At 72.4% G+C, this 13,327-nt stretch carries 3 protein-coding genes; 2 read left to right on the top strand and 1 reads right to left on the bottom strand.

Annotated features, from left to right (window positions below; translation table 11 throughout):
- Positions 1 to 43 precede the first annotated feature (43 nt).
- Entirely contained in the window at positions 44 to 634 is a 591-nt protein-coding gene (locus tag M1P99_RS26425; RefSeq protein WP_304455296.1) for a DeoR/GlpR family DNA-binding transcription regulator, read from the top strand.
- A 245-nt stretch (positions 635 to 879) separates the two neighbouring features.
- A complete protein-coding gene (locus M1P99_RS26420; RefSeq protein ID WP_304455295.1) occupies positions 880 to 1,641 on the top strand; it encodes a DeoR/GlpR family DNA-binding transcription regulator in 762 nt (253 codons plus the stop codon).
- Positions 1,642 to 1,893: 252 nt separating this feature from the next.
- Here the strand turns inward: M1P99_RS26420 and M1P99_RS26415 are convergent, their stop codons facing one another.
- Positions 1,894 to 12,804 carry a hypothetical protein gene (locus tag M1P99_RS26415; protein ID WP_304455294.1) on the bottom strand — a complete coding sequence of 3,637 codons (10,911 nt, stop codon included), beginning with the start codon at positions 12,802 to 12,804 and terminating at the stop codon, positions 1,894 to 1,896.
- Positions 12,805 to 13,327: the final 523 nt, after the last annotated feature.

Genomic DNA, 13,327 nt, shown 5'->3' with positions numbered 1-13,327 from the left:
TCGCACTGGTGTCGCGAGTGTCCTCCGAAGCGGCCATGGCAGCGTGTCGTCCTCCCTTGAGTCCGCCTCCGAGCCCGCGCCGACGGCCCCGGCGGCCGGTAGGGCCACGGAGGAGGGGCGGATCGCCAAGGCGGCGCTCACCGAACTCCCCGACGGCGGCGTGGTGATCCTGGACGCGGGCACCGTCACCGAACGCCTCGCCGCGTACCTGCCGGTCGACCGCGGCTACACGGTGGTCACCAACTCCGTGTCCGTGGCCTCGATCCTCGCCGCGCGCACCGACATCGCCGTGCACCTCATCGGCGGACGCCTCGACCGACGTGCGGGCGCCGCCCCGGCCACGAGCCGGGAACTGGACGGCCTCAGTGCGGACGTGGCCTTCGTCGTCCCAGGAGGCGTCTCCTTCGACCGCGGTCTGACCAGCACCGATCCCGTCCAGGGCCGGAGCAAGCGAACGATGATGGACGCCGCGGACACCGTCGTGGCCCTCGCCGACCACACCCGCATCGAGGCCGACCGCATGTCCCGCTTCGCCTGCCTGGACGACATCGACTGCCTCGTCACCGGCGACGAACTGGACCCGGAACCGGCGGCGCGACTGGGCACGCGCCTGCACCGCCTGCTGCGCGTCTGACCGCGCACGCGACCACGCCTGGCCGCTCTCCCACCCGTGCGCACGGCGTCGTGTCCGCTCTCGTGCCCGCGTACTGGTCCCACTGTGTGTGCTTCCCACACCGAGCCGGGTCCTCACGTGGGACGCTTTCCCTGGGCGGTTCCGACCATGTCACGCGTTCCCACGGCGCTGGTCCGTGTTCTTGTGCGTGCCGGGCCTCCGCACTACCATCGACCCACATCACACTGAAACACAGGTGATACCACATGTACGCCGAAGAGCGTCAGAAGCTCATCCTTGAGCGTGCCCGCCGCGAGGGGAGGGTCGACGTCGCCACACTCGCCGCCGAGTACGACGTCACCTACGAGACCATCCGACGGGACCTGATGGCTCTGGAACGGCACGCCGTCCTGCGCCGGGTGCACGGCGGCGCCATCCCCGTGGAGCGGCTCGGCTTCGAGCCCACGCTGAGCCAGCGCGACACCGTCATGACCAAGGAGAAGGACCGGATCGCCAAGGCGGCGCTGGCCGAGCTCCCCCAGGAGGGCGCCATCCTCCTCGACGCCGGGTCCACCACCGGTCGTCTCGCCGAGCAGATCCCGGCCGACCGCGAGCTGACCGTCGTCACCAACTCCGCTCCCATCGCACTGAGCCTGGTGCCGCGCGCCAACATCAACGTCATGATGCTCGGGGGGCGCCTGCGCACGCGTACGCAGGCCACCGTGGAGGGGTGGGCCCTCCATGCGCTGGAGGAGACCTACGTCGACGTCGCCTTCATGGCCACCAACGGTGTTTCGGCCGAACGCGGACTCACCACTCCCGATCCGGCCGAGGCCCAGGTCAAGCGGGCGATGATCCGGTCCGCACGCCGATCCGTTCTGCTGGCCGACCACACCAAGGTGGGCAACGACCACTTCTCCCGCTTCGCCGCGCTCGACGAGATCAGCTGCGTCATCACCGACACCGGCCTGGCCGACGGCCTCGCTCAGGAGCTCGCCGCGATCGGTCCGCGCGTCACCACGGTCTGAGGGGTCGCGCGCGAGAGGCCTCGAACGGCGGAAGGCGGGGCAGCGGTTCGGAGAAGGAATCCATCCCCCCTTTCCGATACTGAATTCCGGTGCGCGGCCGATCGGCCACGCGCGCATTCCCGTGAGTCATCATTCGGATCCCTTTCCTTCGGGGCGTCGCGGAAGGGGGAACCGTGCACGCCGCGCTGATTCGATGAGCTGTTCCCGCACCCCGTCGACGTCCCGTTCGAAGGGCGCGAACGAGGAATCCGCTCATGAGCGCGGAGCGGGAACAGCCGACCCCTCTCGGGTGGGCGCGGGCTCGCCGCCGGAACCGCGTGGGTCACCGCGCCAGTCGGCGGGTGGTGTCCATCCGTCGGGGACGACCTCGGCCTCGACCACCCAGTGGTCGTTCTCGTACAACTCGTCGCGGACCGGGCGGACGCCGTGGACCACGAAGGTCGTGCCCCGGCGCAGCACCACGTCCGGACCGCCGCCGGGGAGCGCCCGTGACAGGTCCGAGGTGTTGAGGGCGGGATAGCCCCGGGGGACCCTGATGACGATGGTGACGGGGCCGCCGAAGCCGGGCGCGGGCTCGTCGGTGGCCGTCGCGGTGAATCCGGGATCGGTGTAGGTGCGTCCGACCAGGCCGAGCATGGCGCCGGGGTCGGTGAGGGAGGCGTGCAGCCGGTGGGCGAAGGAGGCCCCCGCGCTCTGGTGCAGGATCAGCGCATCGGGTGTCGCCGAACGGGCGGTCATGGTGTCCAGTGCGTCCACGGTCCGGCGTGTGCGCTCGGGTGTGTCGCCGGGACCGGTGCCGCCGCGGAGCGCGTCGTTGACCGCGGTGCCGTTGTCGGCGGCGAAGCCGCGGACGAGCGACGTCTCCGAGGCGGTCATCCCGGGTGAAGGCATGAGGAGTGGCAGGTACATCGCGCCCTGGCCGGGGCCGTCGAGGACCTGGCCGTCGCGCATCCCCTGGGGGCGGACGCCCTCGCCCCAGGCCGGGCGCGGTGGCCATGCGGTGTCCCGGCCGGCGTCCAGCCCCTCCACGCCGGGGTTGCCGGACGCGGCTCCGTCGGCGTCCCGGAGCCGGTCGGCGTCGGCCCGGTACCGCGCGGCCTTGTGCTCCAGGTCCGCGGCGGTGGTGTCGAGTTCGGTGAGGTGGTTCCCGGCCTCTGCCAGTGTGTTCCGCGCGGTGTCGAGTCCGTCCTCGGCCTCCGTCAACCGATCGGTCAGTGTGTCGACCCTCGCCCGCGCTGCGGCGGCGTCGGAGGTCGCCCGCACCCATCGGTTCTCCTGGTCCCCGGCGTCCCGGTCGAGCTCCGCCGCGTGCGCGGCGGCCGTCCCGGCGGTACGCACGGCCGTCTCGCTCCTGCTCCTGGCCTCTTCGGCTCGGGCATGGGCGGTGTCGCGGGCGCGTTCGGCCTCCTCGACCTCCCGCTCCAGGTCCGCGACCCGGTCTCGGAGGTCCTCGACCGACTGTCCGGCCCGGGCGCTCTCGGCCTGGCGCGCGGTGAGGTCGCGGGTGAGCCGGTCGAGTTCGGCCTGCACCTGCGAGCGCTCCGTGGCCGTCCGCTCGGTGGAGTCCTCCTGTCCGATGGAGCCCTCGTGCTCGGCTGCCCCGCTCTGCTCGCGCGAGTCCTTCGGCCGGGTCGAGTCACTCTGTCCGGTGGAGTCCCCTTGACCGGGGGTGCCTCCCACCTCGGGAGCACTCTGCCGACCGGCGGAGTCCTGCGGGAATCGGTCGGACGCGCCGGGGCGGGTGTTCTCCGGTCGCTCGTCGCCAAGGGTGCCGCGGGGCGCGGCCTGGCCAGGGCGCCCGTCCGCGTCGGCCCCGTGGGCGCGACCCGGATCGGCCGTGGTGTCGTCGGTCTGCCCGGCCCCGGCTTCGAGACCGGCCAGCCGCGAGGTGAGGTCATCGATGTCCGACCAGAGACGGGAGATCTCCCCGCGCAGGTCGTCGAGTCCGCTCTCGGCGCGGGCGAGTTCGGCGGACACGGCCCCCGTCTCCTCGCCGAGGCGTGCCGCGGCTCTCCCGGCCTCGTCGGCCCTGGCGCGCAGGTCCTGGTACCGCTCGGCGAGGGAGGCCGCGTCCTCGGCCGCCCGGTCGGCGGTCGCGGCGGCGCTGTCGGCGGCTGCGCGGGCGGAGTCGAATCCGACCCGGGCGCGGACGCGTGCGAGGTCGGCGCTGTCGGATTCCCGCCGAGCGGCCGGAAGCTCGTGCTCCTCCAGCCGGGCGACCTCACGCTCCCGGGCCGAGACCTCCGCGTGGAGGCGCTCGATCCGCTCCTGCAAGGCGGGGATCTCCCCACGGATCCGGTCCGCCCGGTTCCGCAGTTCCGCCGCCGTGTCCCTCAGGTCGGCCTGCTCGGTCGCGGGCCGTTCCGCGGCGTGGCGCACCTCGCCCATTCGCACCTCGCCCATCCGCGCGTCGGTCCGGTCCACGTCCTGGACGGCGTCGCGCGTGTTCGTGCCGGTGGTCGGCCTGGCGGCCGGGGCGGACGCCGTGGTGTCACCGGTGGTCTCGGTCGCGGGAGCGGTCCGGACGGTGTCCTCGGGGAACGCCGTGTTCACTCGGGCGCGGAACCTGTCGGTGAAGCTCTGCTGCGGCTCCGCCGCTGCGGGCGTGGCCGCCGCGGTGGCCGGGTCGTCGGCGGCGGTCCGGCCGAGAGCCGTGTCGCGCGCCGCGTTCAGCGACGCCACCCAGGATTCCATCGCCTGGTCGAACGCGGTACGCCGCTCCTCGTAGGTGCGCTCCAGCTCCCGGTACCGGTCCCTGAGACCCGCGTCGTCCGGCGCGGCCGCGTACTCCGCCGCCGCCGACTCCAGGGGCAGCCGTGACTCCAGGTATGTCTTCTCCGCGCTGTTGAGAACCTTCTGCGCGTCCTCCAGCCTCGCGCGGTCGGCGGCCATCCCGTTGGCGTGGGCCTGGCCGATGATCCCCATCCGCACGGCGTCGCCCTGGGCGATCCACGCGGTGGTCCTGGTGGTCGCGTCCCCGAGCTGCCAGCGGGCGGGCCGGGTGACGGGACGGCCGAACAGGCCGCGCACCTTGTCTCCGACGTAGCCCGCGGCCCGGGAGAAGGCGGAGCCGCGCAGCTCCGACCTGGCGCCGATCCCCCACGTGGTGTCGAACTCCACCAGCAGGAGGGGGCCGATGCGGGCGCGCTGGGAATGGGGTGGAAGCTGTGAGCCCACACCCTGACCGACGCTTCCCCCCGACTTCGAGGTGCCGGCGCCGCCCGCTCCGCCGTAGTGGATCCCGGTGCGGGGGTGGGGCGGCAGGTCGGGCTGCTCGCCGCGCCCGGAGGCGGTGACGTCGGACGTGGTGGTGGACGAGGTCCCGTGCGCCATGGTCGATCCGGTCGAGTTCCCCTCGACGCCGGAGTCGGTGATCCGGCCGCTGGGCGCGATGTCCAGGACACGTGCCGAGGCGGGGTCGGGCAGGGCCCTGAGGCTCCAGGTGGTCCTGCCCATGCGGGGCAGCTCGGTGTCCCGGTCCGCGGCCTCCGGGTGCAGGGCCTTGAGCGCCAGGTGTCCCAGGGCCTGGTCGATCGCGTTGTACCGGGAACCGAACCCGAGCGCGGCGGCGTTGTGGGCGCGGGCGGCGCGTATCGCCCCGGACGTGTACTGGCCGTTGCGGACGGCGTCCGGGGGAGGGGACCAGCCCAGCGATCTGGCCACCACGATGTGGGCGGTGTCCCGGACCTGCTGTCCGCGGTCGCCGATCGCCGCGGGGACGATGAGTCCGTCGCCGGAGTGGGCGCGACGGTCGCCGCCGTTGGCCTCGCTCCACTGGCGCATCATGTCGTGCAACGACGCGTGGGTGCCGTTGACGGGGTGCTCCGGGGCGGCCTCGTGCCCGCGTCCGTCGTTCGACGACGTGCGTGGCGGGTCGGGTGTGCCGCCGTCGCCGGTGTTCGTGCCGGTGCCCGTGTCCGTGCCGTCCCCGCCGGCGAAGTCGAGGTAGGAGATCGGGTAGAGGGCGTCCACCCGGCCGCCGTCGCCGCTGCCGCTGAAGTCCCTGCGCTCTCCGCCGCCGGGCTGCTCGCCCAACGCCCTGGTGAGCAGCGGCTGGCGTTCGGAGATCTCCAGGTCGAGGTGCAGCCGGCTGTCGTGGCTCAGCTTGGCGTAGGGGGTGTCGACGGACAGGTCGAGCCTGCGCGACCGCGACTCCTGTTCGGCCGATCCGGTGGAGCGGGTGCTCGCCTGCGAAGCGCCGGCCGCGGGGACGAGGAGGTGCGGGCGGCTCTCCGGACTCTGCTGGTCGGGCTGGTCGTCGCCCGGGTAGGGGAGCGGCTGCCGGACACCGCCCAGGACACCGGCGGAGGTGGTGTCGGCCTTCGCGCGGCTGTGCGTCTCGGCGCTGCGCCAGGTCTGCCGGAACTTGAACTCGTTGGAGCCGCCGAGGTACTCCACGGCGGGGCGGGTGAGGTCGAGCCGGACGCGGACGGTGGCGTCCACGGCGGGCGGCGCGGTGGTCGGTGAGCTGAGGTGGCCGACCGAGTGGTCGATGGGGCGGATCCTCACCGGCAGCGGCACCGAGGTGTCGGTCGCGCTGCCCAGGTTCGAGTCCAGGGCGTGCAGCAGGCCTTCACGGCTGCCGGCGGTGAGTTCCCAGCCCTGGGACGCGAGGTCGTCCGCGAGCGCCCGCAGCGCCGGGGCGGAGTCGGCGGGGCGCACCCGCTTGCCCGTGTCCTCCAGCCCGGGGCGCACGCGCACGCCCCCGGGTGTCCTCGGCTCGGGCTGGGGCTCCCGCACCAGCTCCCCGTTCCGTTCGACGACCCGGTCGTCCACGAGTCCCGCCCGGTGGGCGTCGCGGATGTGGACCAGACCCGTCACCAGGTCGGAGACGCGGGCGGTCCAGCCGCGGAACCGCGCACTCCAGGGGATGGTCGGCCCGATGCTCCAGTTCTTGAGGAACTCCGTGGCCTGCCGGACGGTTCCCGAGCCGGTGAAGGAGTACGCCATCGGCAGTTTGGACGAGAAAGCGGTGGCCTCGGCGTACTTCTCGCCGGCCTTGTGTCCCCGCGAGCCGTTGAACAGGCCCTGTGAGCCCTGGGGGCCGATCACGCCGATGGGCCTCAGCCCGTCGCCGTAGGTGAGCGGCTGGTCGGGGGAGGGGCCCTGGTCGGGGCGGGGGTTGTCGTTGACACGGACCTGGCCCGCGACGACCACGTCGCCGGACCAGGTCCTGCCCGTGCTGACGGACAGGTCGGCGCTGGTCGTACCGCCTCGTTCGATCATCGCCTCGGACGGCTCGAACCTGTCGATGGAGGTGACGTCCAGCTCCGTCGACACCGTGGCGCGTACGTCGTGGGGGGACCACAGTCCGCCGCTCATCTCCGCGCGGACACGGCTGCCGTTGGGTGAGGACGAGAGCACCTCGGACGAGAGCGCGTCCGGGAAGAGCCGCCGGTTGCCCTCGCCGCGGACGAGGAAGTGCTCCAGCTTGCGCCGGTAGCCGTCGTGCAGGTCGAACCGGCGCCTGACGGCGGAGAACCCCTGGTAGGTCTCGTCCACCAGGCTGGTGGTCCGGGTCCGCCCCTCCTCGCTTCTGACACGGAACCGGGTGCTGGAGTGCTGCACGGTGGTCGGCAGGTTCCTGATCCGCTCGGCTCGTCGCTCGCCCGTGGTCCGGGGTACGGGCACGGGCCCGGGTGCGGCGGTGTCCGGGTCGCCGGACCCGGCACGGGGTGCGGACCGGGCCCAGCGCCAGGGGTCGCGGCGCCGCTGGACGGAAACCGGGTCGGGGGTGGTGTTCCCCCGGATGACGCGCCGCGCGTCGACGGTCGGGAGCGGCCGGATGTCGGAGATGACGGGGGTGGCGTCCGGGGTGTCGCCGGTGCCCTCGTGCGGGCGGCCCGGCGGGGTCTCCAGCGTCAGCCGGGCCGGGAAGCCGGCGTCGAGCAGGGGGATGCCGCGCTCGCGCAGCGGGGGCGCCTCGCCGCGGACCAGCCCGCTGTCGTCGAACTCGTAGAGACGGGCGTGCAGGGTCGCCCGCGAGTGCCAGACGTCGGAGCCCTCGGGGAAGAAGACGATGTCGTTGACCCCGTGCGAGAATCCCTGGCCCTGGCCGGTGTGCGTCGTGCGGCTGACCGGCACCGTGACCGAGGGCGTGCCCGCCACCGGCGGCTGGCCGTGGACGTCGTCGGCGCCGGTCGGCCGGGCGTACAGCCCGACCCTCGTGGCCAGTGTGTGGCGGTTCTGCGAGCCCGTGTCGGTGGAGCGGCCGGCGGAGCCGCCGAACTCGCCGCCGGTGCCGCGCACGGTCGGCCGCACGTACGCCAGCCGCTCGAAGTCGGCGAAGAGCCGCACCCTGACGAACTTCGGCCGCAGGACCTTCTCGTCTACCCGGAAGAGGGAGCCCAGGTTGATCGACGCCGGTTCGATCAGGTCGACGGGGATGCCCTCGCGGCCGCCGAGGTCGTTGAGCCCGCCCCGGAGGGAGGACTCGGAGATGGCCTTGAGTACCTGGAGCGTGTTGTAGCGGGCGATGTCGTGGTCGCGGCGCAGCGGGCGGTGTTCACGGGGGGAGCGGTCGAAGTAGCCCGTCACCTCCTGGTCCGGCCGCGGCCGTCGCGCGTAGTCCTTTCTTGAGCTGGACAGGTCCGGCAGCACGAGCCCCGGGCGCCGCCGCGCCAGTCCGCTCAGCACCTGGTGGGCCAACGCGTCGTAGACACCGCGCCGCGGCTCCCCGTCCGAGCCCCGGAACCGGCTGCCGTCCGGCCAGCTGAACGTGCGCGGGACAGCCCCGGTGAAGTCGGTCGGGTGCGGTCCGGCCAGGTTCGCGAACGGCGGTCGCCGGTGTCCGGTCGGGGCCGCGGGGACGGTGGACGACTCGCCCGACGGGCCCTGCGCGGTGCCGCCGCCGGTCCGCGCGCCGGACGGCTCCTCCCCGTCGATGATCCGGGCGTCCTCCACGGTGAGGATCTCGACGGTGTCGCCGGTGAAGCGGTACACCTGCGGCTCGCCGTCGAACCGGACGTAGTAGTTGCGGTGGACGTCGTAGGCGGCGGAGGCGGTCGCGCCGTGGGTCGTCCGGTTGACCGACCCGGAGACCGACCGGGACTCCTGCTGGTTGGCCTGGTGGTTCAGGGAGTACTCGAGGAAGGGTGCCTCGACGCGCACCGACGACTGCCCCGGGATGTCGGCGGCCATTCCGGCGCCGACGGCGAATCCGGCGACGTCGTTCTTCCTCAGGGTCGTCTTGACCCCCTTGTCGGAGACGTTGCCCTTGATGTTGGCCTTGTTGTTGCCCTCGACGGAGGGTGTGTGGCCCTTGCGCGTGTAGTCGGTGGGCACCGACCACATGGTCATGACGCGGGAGTCGCCGGAGATGTCGATGAACTCGAACGGGACGGGGGCGTTGGTCATCATCGGCAGCCGGTTGCGCACGGCGTCGGGGGCGAGGTCCCGCGAGGTGTCCTGGCGGATCCGCTCCCGCCGCCGGTCGCGCCTGTCCAGGAACGACGGCGTCAGTCGATCGCGCACCGCGTCCCGCGTGCGCGGCGGGGCGTCGGCGCGGGTGAGGTGGTCGTTGACCCAGTCCGCCAGTGACCGGGGCCCGCCGTCGCCGGCGAGGGTGATCGGTCCGACCTTGATCGGGTGGCCCCGGCCCGCGCGCGGGTCGAGGGGTCTGCGTCCGTCACCGCCCGCGTCCCGCCCCTCGCTTCGCCCGTCGTCCTGCGGGGTGAAGGGGTCGTACACGCGGATGGTCTCCGGGCCGTCACTGGGGACGACGCCGCCGGGGACGACCAGGACCAGGCCGTTGTCCGCCCGCGCGGTCGCGGTCCGCGGCGCGCCGCCCCCGGACCCGTCGGCGGGGGCGATCCGCATGGACATGTCGAGGTCGGCGACGTAGACCTCCGGTCGGCCCTTGAGCTCGACGTTGGAGGGGAGGTCGGTGGTGTGGGAGGCGGACTGCCCCGTGCTCCGCACACGGGTCCCGAGGAAGACCCGCAGGCTCACGCGCGGCCCGACGCTGTTGCCGTTCACCGAGGCCACGTGCAGCGGGCTGACCAGGAAGCTCAGGTTGACGGTCCGCTCTCCGCCGTGCGTTGCGCCTGCTTCGGCGGAGACCGGCTCCCCGACGGTGTCGGTCGTCTTGAGCTTGGAGTCCTTGGAACCGCTCGCCGGGCTGGTCGGTACGTGGAAGAAGTCCCCGGTCGAGGGGCGCAGCGACACCTCGACCGTCCGGGCGCGGCCGTCCTGGCCGGTGACCGTGAAGGGGTGTCCGCCGTCCTGGAAGAAGACGCCCATGTCCCGGCCCGCCTGTGCCTCCACCTGCGCGCGAAGGTCGGTCCGCGCGGCTGTGTCGAGACCGTTGGACGGGTCGGCGGCGGTGCCGTCGACGAAGGACCGCAGGTGCTCGGCGAGGACCATGTCGGCGGGCGTCAGGTGGGAGTCCAGCAGGTAGCCCAGGTCGTAGGGCGCGGTGGAGCGGTCCGGGAGGAGGGTCCCCTGGTAGGTGTCCGGAGGCGGCGGAGCCACAGGTGGGAGAGGCGGCGCTTGGGGCGGCTCGGGCGCGGCTTCCGGCGGGGCTTCGGGTGGAGGCGGTGTGGCGTTCTCCTGTGCGGGGGTGCCGGGACTCTCCCTGACGCTGGGGTCGGAGGAGGGCGTGGTGCCGGGGCGGTCGCGCGACGGACCGGCTCCGTCCGGGTCGCCCGTATCGGTCCGCGGCGTCGGGTCGGGGGCGGGGATCGCCGTCCTGGAGGACTCCGCCCGCGGTGGTGCCTTGCCGCTGTCGGGCGGGTCCGCGTCCTGGCCGGGGGTCTGCGTCGGCGGGGGCGGCGTCGCCTCCGGGGGACGTGGCCGCTCGGCGCCCGTGGGGGCCGCCGTGCCCTGGGGGTCCTCCGGAACCGGAGGCCGGTCGGACGGCTGCCGCCCTCGGCCCGAGTCGGTCCGGCCGTCCGCCCGGTCCTGCCCGGTACCGGGCGTTCCCTGGGAGGTGGATCCCTGTGACACGGGCCCCGAACCGGGGACCGGAGCCGGACCGCCGATCACCTGGTCGGCGTTCCCGTGGCTCCCGCTCAACGGCAGCAGGGGGATTCCGGGAGTCCGGATCTCCGGTAGGGCGAAGACCTGGAGGTCGTGGGTGGGCCAGGGCAGGGATGAGGTGGGGAGGGGGAGGTCGGTTTTGGGGTCGAGGGATCCGGGTCCGTGGAGGATCGGGTGCTTGGGGTGGAGGAGGTCGAAGGGGGTGAGCGGGGGCTGCCAGGGGTGTGCGGGGGTGGTGTCGTGGGTGGGCTCGGGGGTGTCGTAGAGGTCGCCGAGCGGCCAGTCGACGTCCGGACCGGGGCTCAGCTCGCCGCCGGCCCCCGTGGGGATGTCCCTGTCCTGCCCGGGTGCGTCGTCCGAGGCGGCATGCGTCGCACTGACGAGTTCCTCGGTGAAGCTGCTGACGTAGGGGTTGTCGCCCGGCGTGGCCTCACCCGTACGAGCGGTGCCGTCGGGAGTCGGCGCTGACTCGGAGTCGTTCCCGGTCGAGGGCGTGGGCCGGTCTTCGTCGATCTCCGGGGAGCCGCCCTCGCTCTGGGGTCTGGAGCCGGAACCCCCCTCGACCCCGGAGCCGCGGCCGACGCCGTTCACGTGGTCCGAGCCTTCGGATCCGCTCATGCCGCGACCACCGGCGTCTTCCGGATGCTCGTCGGAGTCACGGCCGGAGCTGTGGTTCCCGCTCCGGCCGTTTCCGCCTCCATCGTCGTTCCCCCCGGCACTGCCGGTTTCGGCCGGAGGGCCGACCTGGTCCGTCGCCGGGGTGTTGGTGGTGGGCGGGGGTGTGGTCGGGGGCGGGGGTAGGTCGGGTCCGTTGCGGAGGTGGTCGATGCCAGTGAGGGCGGTGGTGGTGATGGTGGTTTGTGCGGTGGCTTGGGTGGCGCCTGCGCTGGCGGAGAAGCCGGAGGCTTTCCAGCCTTGTCCGAAGAGTGCGTTGGTGAGGCCTTCGCCGAGGTAGCCCTCGGTGGCGCCGGTGGCGGCGCCGAGGGTGAGGTTCTGTGCTTGGGTGCTGGCTTTGGTGTGGAACTGGCGCAGGTTGGTGGTGAGGGTGTTGGGGATGGTGGTGGCGAGGTGGTCGCGCAGAGCGGGTGGGAGTGTGTCGCCCAGGGCTTTGTGCAGGTGGGTGGGCAGGTCGGGGTTGGTCCAGTGTTTGGCGAGGGTGTCGGCGTAGTTGTGGCCGAGGCTGCGGGCGTGGGTGGTGCCCAGGGTGGGGCCGAAGTGGCGTTGGAAGAGGTCGGCGAGGTCGTGGCGGAGTTGGTCGCGGCTGGTGTTGTTGGCCCAGCCGGTCATGCCGGGGACGTCGTTGGGGGTGTACGGGGTGGCCATCTCGTCGGTGTGGCGGGCGAGCACGTCCGCGAGGTCCTCGTTCAGCCCGGGCCCGGGCCCTGTTGCTGTCCCTGGTCCGGGGGTTGGTCGGGGGTTGGTTCTGGGTGTGGTGATGGGTGGTGGGTCGGGGAGGGTTTCGATGGTGTCGAGGTTGGTGCGGATGAGGGTGCGGATCTGGGAGGACAGGAGTCCTTCGACTCCGGCGGACAGGCCGGCGGAGAGGAGTCCTTCGATGACGGCACCGAGGTGGGCGCTTGTGGTGAGGTCGTGGTCCCATTCGGTGCGGGTGCCGTTGGCGATCTGGATGCGCTGGATGATGCTGTCCAGGCTGGCGAAGATCTGGCTGATGATCTGGTGGCCGGGGACGGTGAGGAGGAACCAGGACAGGATGCGGCGGATGAGCAGGCTGCGGATGGCTTTGAAGACGGGGATCATCTTCAGTGAGGCGCCGAAGGTCCAGTAGGCGGAGGCGATGGCCCAGGCGATCTCGAGGAGGAGTTGGACGAGTTGGCCGATGACCATCATGGCCATGTATTCGGCGTTGGCGGCGGCTTTGCGGAGTTCGCGGCCCATGTCGGCGGCGATCTGTCCGGCTGCGCCGATGTAGTCGTTGTCTCCGGTGGTGAACTGGGCGACGGAGCGGTCGAAGTAGTCGGCGGCCTGTCCGGAGAAGTCGGTGCGCACGCGTCGGCGGATGTGGGTGAGCAGGTCGGTGAGGTGGTGGGTGATCTGGGTGCCGGTGGTTTCGTAGAGTTCGGCGGTGGCGCGTAGGGCTCGGGGGTCGGCGGTGGGCATGACGATGCCGGTGAGGGTGGCCAGGGTGTATCTGGCGGTGTTGTCCATGTTGTGGCTGAGTGGCACGCGGGGTCACCTCCTTGGCCGGTTCCCGCCACGCATCACGGCGCCGACACGAATCCGCCCACGCTTGTCGGCCCGGGCGCCGGTTGTGCGCTCGGGGCTCCAGGCCGGACGAAAATAGCACCACGGGGCCCGGTTATGGAACGGCTCGGGAAGCCTCTTTTCCGGGGGGATCGATTTTCCTGTGTGTGCGGCGATCAGTATGCGCTCTGAACAGGTGTTTCGCAGGATGGAACCGTGGTGCGTGTGTCTTAGGAAATGTAGGTCACACTACCCTTCATTGTGTGCCCGTCGCGCATCGTGATAGAAGGTTGGCGCTGATTCCACAGGCGCAATCCTGCATTAATTATTTGTTCACCATAAAGACTCCCGGTCGACGGATGCTTTCGGTTTTCCGGTCGAGGGATGAATGGGAGGCTGGCATGTCCGTTCGAGCTCGTACCCGTGGCGCCGTCGCACGCGGGCCGGAGGCGGACCGGGGCGTGCCCCTCGACGGGCCGGTTCCGGGGTCTGTGTCCGGGGTCGC

Origin of the sequence: Nocardiopsis sp. YSL2 (assembly GCF_030555055.1) — a bacterium.
In the GTDB taxonomy this organism is placed as follows: Bacteria; Actinomycetota; Actinomycetes; order Streptosporangiales; family Streptosporangiaceae; genus Nocardiopsis.
This window is presented reverse-complemented; position numbering and strand designations above follow the sequence as displayed.